At 69.9% G+C, this 14,507-nt stretch carries 15 protein-coding genes; 6 read left to right on the forward strand and 9 right to left on the reverse strand.

Annotated elements, in window-relative coordinates:
* The coding region (locus ACWDR3_RS28905; protein ID WP_450355505.1) for a TIM-barrel domain-containing protein at positions 1-1,348 on the forward strand (1,348 nt) is incomplete at its 5' end.
* A 25-nt stretch (positions 1,349-1,373) separates the two neighbouring features.
* Here ACWDR3_RS28905 and ACWDR3_RS28910 read toward each other — a convergent pair.
* From ACWDR3_RS28910 to ACWDR3_RS28940, 7 genes are read right to left on the reverse strand one after another with little or no spacing between them, the layout of a single operon-like run.
* Entirely contained in the window at positions 1,374-2,555 is a 1,182-nt protein-coding gene (locus tag ACWDR3_RS28910) for a GTP-binding protein (RefSeq protein ID WP_450355506.1), read from the reverse strand.
* 6 nt (positions 2,556-2,561) lie between these two features.
* Positions 2,562-2,732, reverse strand: coding sequence for a 50S ribosomal protein L32 (gene rpmF / locus ACWDR3_RS28915; RefSeq protein WP_450355507.1), 171 nt, complete (start codon positions 2,730-2,732; stop codon positions 2,562-2,564).
* A gap of 57 nt (positions 2,733-2,789) precedes the next feature.
* Positions 2,790-3,206, reverse strand: a complete 417-nt coding sequence (locus tag ACWDR3_RS28920) for a Fur family transcriptional regulator (protein ID WP_450355508.1) — start codon at positions 3,204-3,206, stop codon at positions 2,790-2,792.
* Positions 3,206-4,045 (reverse strand): metal ABC transporter permease, encoded by an 840-nt coding sequence (locus ACWDR3_RS28925; protein ID WP_450355509.1) that lies wholly within the window; start codon positions 4,043-4,045, stop codon positions 3,206-3,208. The genes ACWDR3_RS28920 and ACWDR3_RS28925 overlap by 1 nt, the downstream gene beginning before the upstream one ends.
* Positions 4,042-4,947 (reverse strand): metal ABC transporter permease, encoded by a 906-nt coding sequence (locus tag ACWDR3_RS28930; RefSeq protein ID WP_450355510.1) that lies wholly within the window; start codon positions 4,945-4,947, stop codon positions 4,042-4,044. The genes ACWDR3_RS28925 and ACWDR3_RS28930 overlap by 4 nt, the downstream gene beginning before the upstream one ends.
* Positions 4,944-5,855 (reverse strand): metal ABC transporter ATP-binding protein, encoded by a 912-nt coding sequence (locus ACWDR3_RS28935; RefSeq protein ID WP_450355511.1) that lies wholly within the window; start codon positions 5,853-5,855, stop codon positions 4,944-4,946. Before ACWDR3_RS28935 ends, ACWDR3_RS28930 begins: the two co-directional genes overlap by 4 nt.
* Positions 5,856-5,860: 5 nt before the next feature.
* The gene (locus ACWDR3_RS28940; protein ID WP_450355512.1) at positions 5,861-6,823 is read right to left on the reverse strand and encodes a metal ABC transporter solute-binding protein, Zn/Mn family; all 963 of its coding nucleotides are present in this window, start codon (positions 6,821-6,823) and stop codon (positions 5,861-5,863) included.
* 207 nt (positions 6,824-7,030) lie between these two features.
* Between ACWDR3_RS28940 and ACWDR3_RS28945 the strand changes: the two genes are divergently transcribed.
* Together ACWDR3_RS28945 and ACWDR3_RS28950 are read left to right on the forward strand one after the other, a co-directional pair.
* Entirely contained in the window at positions 7,031-7,366 is a 336-nt protein-coding gene (locus tag ACWDR3_RS28945; RefSeq protein WP_450355513.1) for an ArsR/SmtB family transcription factor, read from the forward strand.
* Positions 7,366-8,082 (forward strand): cation transporter, encoded by a 717-nt coding sequence (locus tag ACWDR3_RS28950; protein WP_450355514.1) that lies wholly within the window; start codon positions 7,366-7,368, stop codon positions 8,080-8,082. The genes ACWDR3_RS28945 and ACWDR3_RS28950 overlap by 1 nt, the downstream gene beginning before the upstream one ends.
* Positions 8,083-8,116: 34 nt before the next feature.
* On the opposite strand, the gene ACWDR3_RS28955 is transcribed toward ACWDR3_RS28950, so the two are convergent.
* On the reverse strand, positions 8,117-10,120 hold the full coding sequence (locus tag ACWDR3_RS28955; protein WP_450355515.1) for a heavy metal translocating P-type ATPase: 2,004 nt from the start codon (positions 10,118-10,120) through the stop codon (positions 8,117-8,119).
* A 95-nt stretch (positions 10,121-10,215) separates the two neighbouring features.
* Between ACWDR3_RS28955 and ACWDR3_RS28960 the strand changes: the two genes are divergently transcribed.
* The gene (locus ACWDR3_RS28960) at positions 10,216-10,602 is read left to right on the forward strand and encodes an ArsR/SmtB family transcription factor (protein ID WP_450355516.1); all 387 of its coding nucleotides are present in this window, start codon (positions 10,216-10,218) and stop codon (positions 10,600-10,602) included.
* 68 nt (positions 10,603-10,670) lie between these two features.
* Here the strand turns inward: ACWDR3_RS28960 and ACWDR3_RS28965 are convergent, their stop codons facing one another.
* A complete protein-coding gene (locus ACWDR3_RS28965; protein WP_450355517.1) occupies positions 10,671-12,086 on the reverse strand; it encodes a glycosyltransferase family 39 protein in 1,416 nt (471 codons plus the stop codon).
* A 236-nt stretch (positions 12,087-12,322) separates the two neighbouring features.
* Between ACWDR3_RS28965 and ACWDR3_RS28970 the strand changes: the two genes are divergently transcribed.
* On the forward strand, positions 12,323-13,003 hold the full coding sequence (locus ACWDR3_RS28970) for a response regulator transcription factor (protein WP_450355518.1): 681 nt from the start codon (positions 12,323-12,325) through the stop codon (positions 13,001-13,003).
* On the forward strand, positions 12,990-14,465 hold the full coding sequence (locus ACWDR3_RS28975) for a sensor histidine kinase (RefSeq protein ID WP_450355519.1): 1,476 nt from the start codon (positions 12,990-12,992) through the stop codon (positions 14,463-14,465). The genes ACWDR3_RS28970 and ACWDR3_RS28975 overlap by 14 nt, the downstream gene beginning before the upstream one ends.
* The last annotated feature ends 42 nt before the right edge of the window (positions 14,466-14,507 follow it).

Genomic DNA, 14,507 nt, shown 5'->3' on the forward strand with positions numbered 1-14,507 from the left:
CTGCTACACCTTCGACTGGGGTGACCCCGACCAGCTGAAGGCGTACATGGACCTTCACCAGACGATGGACCAGCAGGGCAACGACTTCTGGTGGCCTGACTGGTGCTGCGACAACTCCCAGTCCTCGCTGCCCGGTGTCACACCCGACGCGTGGATCAACCAGCAGTACGCCTGGGACGCCGACAAGAACATCGGCCGCGGATTCGTTGTCTCCCGCGCTTATGGATCGCTCCAGGCGGGCGGCTACAGCGGCCAGCAGGGGCTGCCCACCGGACCGTGGGCCGACAAGCGCACCACCGTCCACTTCACCGGCGACACCGCCTCCACCTGGGGCACCCTCAAGGCCGAGGTCGGCTACACGCCCGGCGAAGCGGCCGCCACCGGCATGTCGGCGATCAGCCACGACATCGGCGGCCACAACGACACCACCAACCTGACCGGTTCGGAGACCTACACCTCCGACGGCACGACCCACACCACGCACAAGCTCCCCGACGACATGTACGCCCGTTGGGTCCAGCTCGGCACCTTCCAGCCCATCGACCGGCTGCACAGCAACCACAGCGACCGGCTGCCCTGGCAGTACGGCACCGCGGCCCGTGCCTCCGCGGACAAGTTCCTCAACCTGCGCGAGAACCTGGTTCCTTACACCTACACACTGGCGCAGCAGGCCGCCACGACCGGCGTCCCCGTCACGCGCCCGATGTACCTGGAGTATCCCGACGAGCCCCAGGCGTACGCCACTTCGGGCAGCGAGTACTTCTACGGACCGGACATGCTCGTCGCCCCTGTCACCACGCCGGGCACCACGGCCACAACCTCGGTGTGGTTCCCGCCCGGCAGCCAGTGGACCGACTACTTCACCGGTAGGACCTACACCGGCGGCACCACCCAGAACGTCACCACCGGTCTCGACACCATGCCGGTGTTCGTGCGGGCCGGCGCGGTCGTCCCGACCCGCACGACCAACATCACCGCCAACGACAAGGCCCCGCTCACCAAGGTCACACTCACCGTCGCCGAGGGTGCCTCCGGCTCCTCCACCCTCTACGAGGACGACGGCACCACCGCCGGGCGCGGCCACAGCGCCGTCACCAAGATCCGGTACCGGGAGAACGGCTCCCAGCACACGCTGACGATCGCCCCCGCGACCGGGTCATTCCACGGCCAGGTCAGAACCCGGCAGTGGACCGTCACCCTCCTCGGCGTCACCGCCCCGAGCACCGTCCGAGTGGGGAGAACCCAACTGCCCCCGCACGCCTACCACTTCGACAGCACGACCCACACCTTGACCCTCACACTCCCGACCCGCAGCGTGCGCACCCCGGTCACTGTGACGTACGGCTGACCACTGCCCAACGGGACCGGATCCTTTAGATCCCCGCCACGAGTTCGGGGTGTTCGTGAGCGCAGGCGTCGTCGATGCCGTAGGTGTCCCAAACGGGGAACGGGTCGACAGGAGGGAGGCTCTCGCCGGCGGTCAGGAGGCAGTTGGTCAGCGCGGCATGCAGCGCGTCCGGCTGCAGGTGCGTGCCGATGAAGACCAGTTCCTGGCCGTCGGGGCTGTCGGGGTTGCTCACGGCGGAGGGCTCGAAGCGGGCGACGGAGCCGGCCTGTGACCACAGGCCGGTCACCCGTGGGCGGCTGGCCAGGGTGAAGAAGCCCTTGGAGCGAAGGATCTGCCCGTAGGTGCCGCTGTCGAGTTCCTCGGTCACGAACGTCCACAACCGGCCCGGGTGGAAGGGCAGTTGGGAGCGGAAGACGGTCGAGGAGATCCCGTACTCCTCCGTCTCGGGGACGTGGTCCCCGTTGAGTTCCCGTACCCAGCCGGGGGCCTGCTGTGCGCGTTCCAGGTCGAAGAGCTTGGTGCCCAGTACGTCGCCGATCTGTACGCGGCCGTGCACGGCCGGGACGACGCGCGCGGCCGGGTTGAGGCGGGTGAGGGTCGCCCGCAGCCGGTCGGCCGACTCCTCGTCGACGAGGTCGAGTTTGTTGAGGACGACGACGTCGGCGAACTCGATCTGGTCCATGAGCAGGTCGCTGACGGTGCGCTCGTCGTCCTCGTACTGGTCCAGGCCGCGTTCGACGAGTTCGTCGCCACCGACCAGTTCGGGCAGGAAGTTGGCGGCGTCGACGAGCGTGACCATGGTGTCCAGGCGGGCGATCTCCCCGAGAGTGGCGCCGTCGTCGCGGGCGAAGGCGAAGGTTGCGGCCACCGGCATGGGTTCGGAGATGCCCGAGGACTCGATGAGCAGATAGTCGAAGCGCCCCTCGCGGGCCAGCCGGTCGATCTCCTCCAGCAGGTCGTCGCGCAGGGTGCAGCAGATGCAGCCGTTGGTCATCTCGACCAGGCGTTCCTCGGTGCGGGACAGAGCCGCCTCGCCGCCGCGCACCAGGGCCGCGTCGATGTTGACCTCGCTCATGTCGTTCACGATGACCGCGACGCGCAACCCCTCGCGGTTGCCGAGGACATGATTGAGGAGGGTGGTCTTGCCCGCGCCGAGGAATCCGGACAGAACGGTGACGGGCAGTCGGTCGCGGGAGCCGTAGGTCATGAACGGTCAGCCCTCGGGTCGCAGCAGCCCGCGCTCGTACGCCTTCGCCAGCCGCTGGGGCAGGAGGTACGCGACACCGTCGATGGTGATCGGTACGAGCGCCGGCGTGGTCGCCTTCCACTGGGCGCGACGGTGGCGGGTGTTGCTGCGGGACATCTTCCGCTTGGGAACGGCCATGGGAATCCTCCTGCTCGGTGGGTCGCGAGTGACGCTACATGAAAATGGATCCCATTACTAACTGGATCGACACCGCGGGCAGAGCCCGGTGAGTTCGACGGTGTGCTCGACGTCCGCGAAGCCGGAGACGTCGGCCACGCGCTCGGCCCAGGTCTCGACCGCCGCGGAGTCGACCAGGACGCTCAACCCACAGACACGGCACAGCAGATAGTGCTGGTGCCCGGGGAACGGGCGGTGCCGGAAGAGGCGTTCACCACCCCGGTCGCGTACGACATCGGCGCGGCCCGCGTCGACGAGGGCCGCCAGGGTGCGGTAGACGGTGTTCAGGCCGACGCGCGCGCCGTGATCCCTGAGTACGTCGTGCAGGGCGCGGGCGCTGACGAAGTCGCCGTGGTCGATCAACGCCCTTACGACGCTGGTGCGTTGGGCGGTGCGTCGGCCGATGAGGTCCAGGTCGTCGGCCGGTGCGCTCATCACGCCTCCGCGAGACCGGCGCGGACGTGTGGCCGGCGTACGGCGATGAGCGCGACCGCGTAGACGGCTGTGGCGACGGCCATGATGGCGAAACTGGGCGGCAGTTGGGGGGCGTAGTAGCTCAGGGCCAGGCCCGCCCACATCTCCGCCACCGCGAGTCCCGCGGACAACGCCAGGGCGTGGTAGGGCCGGTCGGTGAACCGTTGTGCCGCGCCCGCGGGGGCGGCGAGCAGGCCGAGCAGCAGCAGCGAGCCGACCGCTTGGGTGACCTCGGCTGCGCAGGCGCCGACCAGGGCAAGGAACGCGAGGCTCACCAGACGTACCGGCACTCGGCGGGCCGCCGCCACCGCCTCGTCCACGGAGGCGAAGAGAAGAGGGCGGGCGACCGCGAGCACGCCCAGGCAGATGACGCCCGCCACGACCGCCGCCACCTGCGCCTGACCGCTGGAGAGGCCGAAGATCGAGCCGAAGAGGACGGTCACCCCGGCGGTGCCGTTCCCGGTGTTGCGGGACGTGGTGTAGAGGGTCAGGAAGAAGACGCCCAGGCCCAGGATCCAGGAGAAAAGGCTGCCGATGGCGACGTCGTCGGCGCGACCGCGGCGGCCCAGCGCGCCGAGCACCACGGCGAACAGCACGGTGGCCGCGAACAGCCCCAGCCGCAGGTCGTAGCCGAGCGCGAGGGCCGCGAGCGCCCCGGTGAACGCCACATGGCTGAGCGCGTCGCCGGTGAACACCTGGGCGCGCAGCACCAGGAAGTACCCCACGAGACCGGCCGCCAGGGCGATCGCGGTGCCGGCCAGCAGCGCGTGCACGAAGTAGGGGTGGCTGAAGGCGCTCATGCGACAGCCCCTGTTCGCACCAGGCGGTACCGGCCGACGGCTGTGGAGAGCGTGCGCGCCGCGCGGGCCAGGACGTAGACGGCGAACGCGAAGGTGGTCACGTAGAACCCGATCGGGTAAGGCGAGTAGTAGGCGGCGATCAGCCCGGTCCACGTCACCGCGATCGCGATGAGGACCGACAGCGCCAGGCTCGTGGCCGGCCGGGCCGTAAGCTGCTGGGCGGCCGCGGCCGGCATCACCAGCAGGGCGAAGACCAGCAGGGTGCCGGTGATCTGACTGGCCTCCGCGGTCGCCGCCCCGAGCAGGACGAGGAAGACCACGGACAGGGCTCGCACGGGCACCCCGCGTCCGGTGGCGACGTCGTCGTCGACGGAGGCGAAGAGCAGGGGTCTGCCGATGACCGCCAGCACGCCGAGCGCGAGTGCCGCCACGATCGTCAGCACGATCACCTGGTCGGTGGTGATGCCCAAGAAGCTGCCGAACAGCAGGGAGTTGACCCCGCCGAGGAACCCTTTGTAGAGCGCGACGAACAGAAAGCCACAAGCCAACAGGAACGCCTGGACCGTGCCGGTCAGCGCCGACTCCTGACCGCTGCCGCCCCGTCCGGAGCGTGGGATCGCGGCGATCACCAGGGCGCCGCCGACACAGAAGGCGAAGTAGCCGAAGCCCGCGCCGATGCCCAGCAGTGTCGCGCAGGCCGCGCCGGGAAAGCTGACCACGGCCAGGGTGTGTCCGGCGAAGCTCTGCCGCCGCAGCACCATGAACCAGCCCATCATGGCGGCCAGTACGGCCACGACGGTACCGGCCCGAAAGGCGTTGACCATGAACGGGAACGCCCAGATCTGCTGAAGGTCGGTCACCGGGTTCCACGACCAACCGGCGGTCGTATCCGCCCAGTTCACGGCCTGTCTCCCGCCGCGTGCCGGTCGCTGTGGAGGGCGGGTGCCTCGGGCTGACCGACGACGACAAGGCGCCCGTCGCTGGTCCGCAGGACCTCCACCGGTACGCCGTACAGCCGCGTGAGCGTCTCGGTGGTGATCACCTCCTGCGGGCGGCCCGCGACCGCACCTCCCTCGGCGATGTACACCACCCGGTCCAGCCACGCGAGGATGGGGTTCACGTCGTGCGCGACCATGACGACGCTGACGCCGGCCTCCCGGCAGATCCGCCCGATGAGCCCGGCCACCGCGCCCTGGTGCGACAGGTCGAGACTGTCCAACGGCTCGTCCAGGAGCAGCAGTTCGGGATCGCGTACGAGTGCCTGGGCGATCAGCAGGCGTTGTTGCTCGCCGCCCGAGCACTCACCGATCGGCCGGTGGGCGTACGCGCTCGCCCCGACCAGCTCGACGACCTCGGCGACACGGTCCCGGGCGGCCCGTCGCCGGGCACTGAACCGAGTGGGCACCGGAAGCGGTACGCCCCAGCGGTCGCCGTCCAGGCCGAGCCGCACGATGTCGGTGCCGCGGATGCGCAGGCTCGCGTCGAAGCTGCGGCGCTGGGGCAGGTATCCGATGCGGTGGCCCGCCCTGCCGGGTGCCTCGCCCAGCACTCGGACCTCGCCGGCGGCGGGAGGCAGGATGCCCAGCAGCATCTTGACCAGCGTCGACTTGCCGACGCCGTTCGGGCCGAGGATGGCCACGAACTCACCGGCGCCGACGTCCAGTTCGACACCCGACCACAGGGTGCGGCCGCCGACACGCACACCGGCGCCACGCAACGACACGACGGGGGAGCGCGGTTGCTGTCGTGCGGCCGGTTGCGCGGGGACGCGGTGCCGGGCCGCGTCGCCCCGCCGGGTGGCCGGATTCACCGTGCTCACCTGCCCGTCGCCTGCCCCAGGGCCTTCTCGATGCCCTGCAACTGCCGTACCTGCCACGCCTGGAAGGACGCCCCGGCCGGGGTGAGGGTCTCGGTCACGGTGGCGACCGGGATGCCCTCGGCCTTGGCGGCCTTGACCTGGGCCTGGACGTCTGGCGTGGCGTTCTGGCTGTTGTAGACGTAGACCTTGATCAGCTTCTGGCTGATCTGTTGGTCGATCGTCTGCTTGTCCTTGGCCGTCGGGTCGGTGCCCTCGCTGATGGCGTCCAGGAAGGACTCGGGGGTGAGCATCTTCAGGCCGAGGCCTTCGGCGAGCGGGGTCACGATGGACTCCGAGGCGCCGATGGGGGTGTTGGCGTACTTGGCCTTGATGTCGGCGATCAACTTGTTGTAGGGCGCCAGGGTTTGGGTCTCGAAGGTCGTCTTCCGGGCGTCGAAGTAGGCCGCGTCTGCCGGGTCCAGCTTCTTGTAGTCGGCGGTGATCTTCTCGATGACCTGGTGGACGTTGTCCGGCGAGTACCAGCGGTGCGGGTTGCCGCCCGGCTTGATGCCCACCAGGTCGCCGACCTTCAGATCGGTGCGGCCGCTCTCGGGGTTGGCGGACAGCAGCTTGTCCGCCCAGGCGTCGTAGCCGATGCCGTTGACGATCGTGTACTCGGCGCCCGCCACCAACCGGCCGTCGGCGGCGGTCGGTTCGTAGTCGTGCGGGTCGGCGTTGGGGTTGTCGATGATGCTCTTGACCTGAGCGTGAGCGCCGCCGAGCTGGGAGGCGATGCTGCCCCAGAAGTTCTCCGCCGCTACGACCTTGATGGTCTTGCCTGTCGTCGTCGCCCCGGCGTTGGCGGTGTCGTCGGAAGAGGCCGTGGAGCAGCCGCTGGTGGCGGCCAGCGCCGCGACGGCGACCAGGCCGCCGGCGAACAGTCGGGCGGGGCGGGATTTCGGGATGCCGGCAGTACGCACGACGCGGTCTCCTTGACGATCTGATGGGCCTCACACGCAGGGCAGGGCCCGGTGGAGCGGAACACTCACGACCGTAAATGGAAACGATTGTCACTAGTAGGGGGTCGGTTGATTCAAATGAAAATCATTACGCCTACTTGACCTGACTTGGTTCTCGACCATCGATTCAGGATTTCCTGAATTCAGGAAGTTGTGTACTGTCGGGTCGTGCTGACTGTTGCCTCTGACATCGACGTGCTGGCCAGGTTCGGGCGCGCGCTCGCCGACCCGATCCGCTGCCGGATCCTGCTCGCCCTGCGCACGGCCCCGGCCTATCCCGCCGATCTCGCCGACGCCCTCGGCGTCTCCCGCACCCGGCTCTCCAACCACCTCGCCTGCCTGCGCGACTGCGGCCTGGTCAGCACCGTGCCCGACGGCCGCCGTACCCGCTACGAGTTGGCCGACGAACGCCTCGGGCACGCGCTGGACGACCTGCGCGCCGCCGTGGTCGCCGTCGAGACCGACCGCACGTGCGTCGATGCCGACGAGAAGGGGTGCTGCTGATGACGGCGATATCCCTCGGGCCGTCCCCGGCCCGCCGCGACCTGCTGGCCCGCCGGATACGGCAGCTGGTCGCCGCGACGATCACCTACAACGTCGTGGAGGCGGCCGTCGCCCTGACCGCCGGCACGCTCGCCTCGTCCACGGCCCTCATCGGCTTCGGGCTGGACTCCGTCATCGAGGTCTCCTCGGCCGCCGCGGTCGCCTGGCAGTTCTCGGCGAGTGAGCACGCTGTGCGCGACGCCCGCGAGAAGACCACCCTCCGCATCATCGCCCTCTCGCTCTTCGCGCTCGCCGTCTACGTCACCGCTGATGCCGTACGCGCCCTGACCGGCTCCGGTGAGGCCCAACACTCCGTCCCCGGCATCGTGTTGGCGGCACTCTCCCTGGCCGTAATGCCGTTCCTGTCCGCCGCCCAGCGCCGCGCGGGCCGCGAACTCGGCTCCGCCAGCGCGGTCGCCGACTCCAAGCAGACCCTGTTGTGCACGTACCTCTCTGCTGTGCTGCTGACCGGTCTCATCCTCAACGCCACCCTTGGCTGGTCCTGGGCCGACCCCGTCTCCGCTCTCGTCATCGCCGGCGTCGCCGTCAAGGAGGGCCGTGATGCCTGGCAGGGCAAGGGCTGTTGTGCGCCCTCGGGGGCTATGACGATCCCGGCTGCCGAGGCCGAGTTGAGCGATACGTGTGGCTGCCATCCCGGGTGTGACTGCTGCAACTGACCTTTAACCGATGTGAGGTTGGGGCCAGGGACAACTACACAGTGTTCTCGGCAGAGTTGGTCCAAGCGGACTCGCGCAGCAGGCGCAGGCCGTTGAGGCCGACGATGACGGTGGAGCCCTCGTGCCCAGCTACGCCGAGGGGCAGCGGAAGGGTGCCGATCAGGTCCCAGGCGACGAGCGTCGCGATGAACACGCCGGCGATTGCCAGGTTCTGGAGGACCAGACGGCCGGCGGCGCGCGACAGCCTCACGACGCTGAGAATCGCGGCGAGCTCGTCACGGACCACGACGGCATCGGCCGTCTCCAGGGCGAGGTCGGAACCGGCCCGGCCCATGGCAATGCCGGTGTGGGCGGCGGCCAGCGCGGGTGCGTCGTTGACGCCGTCGCCGACGACCAGCACTTTGCGGCCCTGCTCCTCCCACTCCCGTACGGCCGCCACCTTGTCCTGCGGCAACAGGCCTGCGCGTACCTCGGTGATGCCTACCTCGGCGGCCAGGTGGCGCGCGGCGCGCTCGTTGTCGCCGGTCAGCAGGACGGGGGTCCGGCCGGTCAGGCGGGTGAGCGCGGCGACGGTGGCGGCGGCGTCCGGCCGTAGTCGGTCGGCGATGCCCAACACCCCTATCGGCACAGCGTCGCGCAGTACGACGACCGCCGTGCGCCCGGCCTCCTCCAGCTCCCGCACGACCGTCTCGTAGGGCTGATCGGAGGTGGAGGCGGCGTCAGAGTCGGCGTCGGCCATCGGCAGACGGGCCGGCGAGCCGACCTGGACCGCGCGGCCGTCGACCGTGGCGGTGACGCCCAGGCCGGGAACGGACGCGAAGTCGTCGGCGGCGGCCAGGGCCAGGCCGCGTTCGCGCGCGGCCGATACGACCGCGTGGGCCAGGGGATGTTCGCTGGGGTGCTCGGCCGAAGCGGCGAGGCGGAGGAGCGCATCCTCGTCCAGAGCGCCGCCGCGCAAGGGGCGGACATCGGTGACCTGGGGGATGCCCTCGGTCAGGGTGCCGGTCTTGTCCAGGGCGACGGCGTCGATCTGCCCGAGGCGTTCCATCACGACGGCGGACTTGGCGAGCACACCGTGCCGTCCCGCGTTCGCGATCGCGGACAGCAGCGGCGGCATGGTGGAGAGCACCACCGCGCACGGCGAGGCCACGATCATGAACGTCATCGCCCGCAGCAGGGCCGACTTCGGTTCCCCGCCGAATGCGAGCGGGACGGCGAACACGGCGACGGTCGCGAGGACCATGCCCACCGAATAGCGCTGCTCGATCTTCTCGACGAACAACTGGGTGGGTGCCTTGGTCCGCGAGGCCTCCTCGACCATCCTCACGATCCGGGCGATCACCGAGTCCGCCGGGTCGCGCTCCACGCGTACGCGCAGGGCGCCGGTGCCGTTGACGGTCCCGGCGAACACGTCGTCCCCGGCCCGCTTGGCCACCGGCAGCGGCTCGCCGGTGATGGTGGCCTGGTCGACGTCACTGGCGCCGTCGAGAACCTGGCCGTCGGCGCCGACGCGCTCGCCCGGCCGGACCAGGACGATGTCCCCGACGGCCAGCCGCTCGGCCTCGACGCTCTCCTCGCTGCCGTCGGAGCGGAGCCGGGTCGCCGTGGTGGGCGCGAGATCGAGCAGGCCGCGCACGGAGTCGGCGGTCCGCGCGGTGGCGATGGCCTCCAGGGCACCGGAGGTGGCGAAGATGACGATCAGCAGTGCGCCGTCGAGGACTTGACCGATCGCGGCGGCGCCGAGCGCTGCGACGACCATGAGCAGGTCCACGTCCAACGTCTTGTCCTTGAGGGCCTTCAGTCCCTCCCAGCCCGGTTCCCAGCCGCCGGTGACGTAGGCGGCGCCGAACAGCGGACCCCACGACCAGGCAGAGGCGCCCGACAGGTGCAGCGGCAGGGCGAGCAGGAACAGCAGCAGTGCCGCGAGTGCCAACCGGGCTTCCGGCAGCAACAGAATCCGGGTGCGTCGCCGAGAAGGGGTGGTCGGTCGCGGACCTGTGACGACCGGCGCAGGCCGCCGATCCAGGACGGAAGGCATGACAAAACAACCCTTCACGGGCGGACGGGGTGACTGCTCCTCACCATACAGGAACATATGAACAGGTCTTCAAGTGTCACGAGTACGATGGCCGCATGGGCCACGGAACCGACGCCACCACCAGTGCCACGACGCGTGAGCGGCTAGACGCGGTCGGCACCGCCGACGTCGCCGCCACACTCCAGGCCCTCGCGACCCCCTCGCGACTGCACATCCTGGCCAGGCTCCAGGAGGGCCCCTGCTCGGTCGGGGACCTCGCCGACGCCGTCGGCATGGAAGCCTCGGCCTGCTCCCACCAACTGCGCCTGCTGCGCAACCTCGGCCTGGTCACCGGCGAGCGGCACGGGCGCTCGATCATCTACGCCCTCTACGACAACCACGTGGCCGAACTCCTCGACCAGGCCCTCTATCACGTCGAGCACCTGCGCCTGGGCGTCCGCGACGCAGCGACGGAACTGGCCGAGCCGGTCGCCGCGGACTGAGGCCGGCCTGCGAGCTCTCCCCGCACGTCAGTGGCGTCGGCCCGACCGTCGCCACCGCTGTCACGTCGTCAACCCACCGCTCGCTCCCGGCTGGTTGATCCAGGTCCGGCCTTGAGGGACGGGTCGTGGTCTCGGACGTAGACGGTAACTCGCGCTCCGTCGACCCGAGTTGTTCCGTACTCACGGAAGTGGCGCCGAAGGGTGCTTGTCTTCGCTTCGTCCTGCGGGGTGGTCGGCGAGTGCGCGCCCGCCGGGTCACGGACCGCGACGATACGGTCGAACTCCAGCATGCGCGCCGAAATCTCCCGGGCGGGAACCTCGACGCCGGCGAGGGTGTTGGACGAAGCGGGATCCTGTGCCAGGGCCAGATCCGTCAGGAGACGGGTGTCCTCGGGTGTTGCCGCGGTCCAGGCCCGGAACCGGTCGGAGAGATAGAGCAGCCCGTCGCCGGGACGCCCGTCCTTGTGTATGGCGGAACCGATGGCGGTGACGTTGTTGGTCCGGCTCTGGGGTGTCCTCAGGGACAGGCTCGGCTGGACGAGCGCTGCCAGTACGGCGACCCCCGCGATCCACGCGATACGGGAAGACCGCTGTCGCCGGAGGAAGTAGTCCGTCCAAGCGCCCATCAGCAAGGCGATTCCGATGCTGCTGTAGAGCACGTACCGGTCGACGAAAAGGGGCTTGACCAGTGAGGCGAGGAGCAGGAGAAGGCCCGGAAGCACAGCGATCGGCACAGCCAGCGCGGATAGCCGCACGGGTCCTCTCACCGCCACGGGTGCCAGGGCGCACGCCACGCCCACGACCGTCACGGCCAGGACACCGGGAAGCCGAACCGGTCCTTCGATCCACGACACCTGCCCCGTCTGCCCCGCACTACGGATCGCCAGCGGCAGCAGCCCGGCGACCACGCCCGCGGCAGTCGCACTCCAGGCTCTCAACACCGGTCGTGGAACACGGGAGACGACCAGTGTGACGCCGTGTGCGACCAGGGCGAGGACCGCGAACTCATGGAGCAGACACGCCAGCAGCATGGTGGAGCCGTAGACCGCCCACCGCCACCGGGTGCGCTGCCGGAGGCTGACCACGAGCGCGTAGGTGGCCCAGGTGACCAGGGCGCACACCATCGCGTACGAGCGGCCTTCCTGTGCGTACTTCTGCACCTGGGGAAGGAGCGCGAACACCAGCCCGGCCAGCAGCCCGGCACGGGGTCCCGCCAGGCGCAGCCCCAGCAGCCCAACTCCGCTCGCGGCCACGGACATCGCCAGTACGGACGGCAGCCGCAACGTCAGCGGCCCGCCGCCGAAGAGACCGAAGATCTCATGCATCACGGCGTAGTGGAGGGCATGGACCAGATCGACGTGCTGGGCGGTGCCCCATATCTGCGAGAGGTCGCGGTGCGCGAGCTGATAGGTGATGGCCTCGTCGCCCCACATGGTGTTCTTCCGGCGGATACCCCAGAGCCCCAGAGCGATGGTCAGCGCCATCGGCGCGAGGACGACAACGGCCTTGGCCGGGCTGGGAGATGGTCGACGGACGGGGACGGGAGGGGAGACCGTCCTGGCCACGACGGGGTGACGTTGATCAACGGACATCGGCGACAGGGCCTTTCAGCAGCGGCGAAGAATGTCCGCCAGCGTGCCGGGACCTCGTTGACCGGAGGCTGATCCAACCTGACCGGCCGATCAGGAAGGCGGTCCTGCGCTGTGCGAGGCTGCACCGCATGCGCATCCTGGTGGTCGAAGACGAGGTCGACCTTGCCCACACCCTGCACACCGGTCTGACCGCCGAGGGCTACAGCGTCGACCTGGCCCATGACGGCCGGCAGGGACTGTGGATGGCCCGGACCGGTGAATACGCCCTGGTCGTACTGGACTTGATGCTGCCCGGGCTCAACGGCTACAAGGTCTGCGCCCAGTTGCGCCGGGAGGGCAACGCGACGCCCATCCTGGTCCTCACCGCCAAGGACGGGGACTGGGACCAGGCAGAGGCCCTGGACACGGGGGCCGACGACTACCTGGCCAAGCCCTTCTCCTACGTGGTGCTCGTCGCACGGCTGCGGGCCCTGGTCAGACGGGCCGCCACGGTCGCCCCGCCCGTCCTTGCCGTGGGCGACCTCTCGTTGGATGTCGCAGGGCGGGTCTGCCGCCGGGCCGGGACCCGGGTGGAACTCACTCCCCGGGAGTTCGCCGTCCTTGAGCTGCTGGCCCGCCGGGCGGGTCAGGCGGTTTCCAAAGGGGATCTGCTCTATCACGCGTGGCCCGATGAGGCCCTGGATCCCAACCTGGTGGAGGCGCGCGTGAGCGCACTGCGCAAGAAGGTGGACTCCGCGTTCGGCCGACGGTCCCTGGAGACCGTACGGGGTACCGGCTACCGACTGGTGGACGACCGTGAACGCGGCTGAGCCGCGCCGCCGTTGGTGGCCGCGTTCGGTACGAGCCCGTACGGCCCTGGCCGCCGCCTCGGCCGCCGCCGTCATCCTGGTCGGCATCGGCTGGTGGCTGCACCACGACGTCTACCGCCAGGGCACACGGATCGCCGAACGACAGGCCGAGCAACAGGTCTGGGCTCTCGTCGATCAGCTGAACGGGGGTGTGCTTCCCGCTCAGAAAAGCATCGTGCTGCCGTACGAGGTCGTCGCGAGCGGCCGGCGCACCGCTGTCGCCTACGGCGGAGGCATGGAAGCCCTCGATCCCGGCACCCGCCATGTGCTCCCCGCCCCGTCGGAGACCAGGGAGCCCGGATTGCTGACGATCATTCCCCTCCGCATACCGGAGCGCGGCTCCCACTCCAGGGACAGATTCGGCCTGGCCGGCGGGACCTTCACGGTCATGTTCGCCGACGTCGGCGTCGATGAACTCAGCAGGGACGAAGTCGCCGCTCTGGGCGTCGCCCCGGACGCCTACCTGCGGGTCTATGTGGTGGTGCTCCCGAAAACGGCCGAGGACATCGCCAGGACCACCGACCTCCTGCTGCTGCGGGCCGGGCTCGTCAGCCTCGTACTGATCGCCGCTGCCGTCTACTTCACCGTCCGTAGGTCGCTGCGGCCGGTCGAGGCCATCCGTGTCCTCACCGCCTCGGTCACCGCGAACGACCCTCGCGAACGCGTCACCGTTCCCGCCACGGGACACGAGATCGCCGCCCTGGCCACCACCATCAACAGCACCCTCCAGCGCCTCGACGACGCCGCATCCCAGCAACGCCGCTTCGTCGCGGACGCCGCCCACGAACTGCGCAGCCCTCTCACCACACTGCTCGCGAGCCTGGAGGTCGCGCTCGCCTACCCGGATCGCACCGACTGGCCTGCCGCAGCCACCACCGCCGCACGACAGACGCGCCGCCTCCAGGCCCTCGCCGAAGACCTGCTGCTCCTCGCCCGTCTCGACACCCGCACCCCCACGGCCGACCCGGACACCGTCGACCTGACATCCCTCGCCTCCCGGGTGACCGAGCAATACCCGCTCACCGAACGGCCGTTGACCCTCACCTGCGAGAGCACCGCCCCCGCACACGCACAGGGAAACCCAGACGAATACGAACGGCTGCTGCGCAACCTCATCGACAACGCCGCCCGCCACGCCGCCCACCGCATCCAGATCACCGTCCGGAACGAGGACGACTGGGTCGTCCTCACGGTGCACGACGACGGACCGGGCGTGCCCGCCGAAGAGGCCGAGCGCATCTTCGAACGCTTCGTCCGGCTCGACGACGCCCGCTCCCGCGACCACGGCGGCACCGGCCTGGGCCTCGCCATCGCCCGCGACCTGGCCCACCGCCACCGAGGCACCCTGACCCTCACCCCGCGCACCCTCGGAGCCTGCTTCCAACTACTCCTTCCCCGAGCCCCCACCCCGACCGAGAAATGACGCGCCTCACCGCGGTTCCTGGCGTCGTGGGGGATCTCGTCG

The sequence above is a fragment of the Streptomyces sp. NPDC001002 genome, from assembly GCF_053599215.1.

Bases quoted from the DNA above. Each gene is read 5' to 3' on its own strand.
- ACWDR3_RS28910 (WP_450355506.1), bottom strand. From the start codon at position 2,555: ATGACCTACGGCTCCCGCGACCGACTGCCCGTCACCGTTCTGTCCGGA.
- rpmF (WP_450355507.1), bottom strand. From the start codon at position 2,732: ATGGCCGTTCCCAAGCGGAAGATGTCCCGCAGCAACACCCGCCACCGT.
- ACWDR3_RS28920 (WP_450355508.1), bottom strand. From the start codon at position 3,206: ATGAGCGCACCGGCCGACGACCTGGACCTCATCGGCCGACGCACCGCC.
- ACWDR3_RS28925 (WP_450355509.1), bottom strand. From the start codon at position 4,045: ATGAGCGCCTTCAGCCACCCCTACTTCGTGCACGCGCTGCTGGCCGGC.
- ACWDR3_RS28950 (WP_450355514.1), top strand. From the start codon at position 7,366: ATGACGGCGATATCCCTCGGGCCGTCCCCGGCCCGCCGCGACCTGCTG.
- ACWDR3_RS28955 (WP_450355515.1), bottom strand. From the start codon at position 10,120: ATGCCTTCCGTCCTGGATCGGCGGCCTGCGCCGGTCGTCACAGGTCCG.
- ACWDR3_RS28960 (WP_450355516.1), top strand. From the start codon at position 10,216: ATGGGCCACGGAACCGACGCCACCACCAGTGCCACGACGCGTGAGCGG.
- ACWDR3_RS28965 (WP_450355517.1), bottom strand. From the start codon at position 12,086: ATGGCGCTGACCATCGCTCTGGGGCTCTGGGGTATCCGCCGGAAGAAC.
- ACWDR3_RS28970 (WP_450355518.1), top strand. From the start codon at position 12,323: ATGCGCATCCTGGTGGTCGAAGACGAGGTCGACCTTGCCCACACCCTG.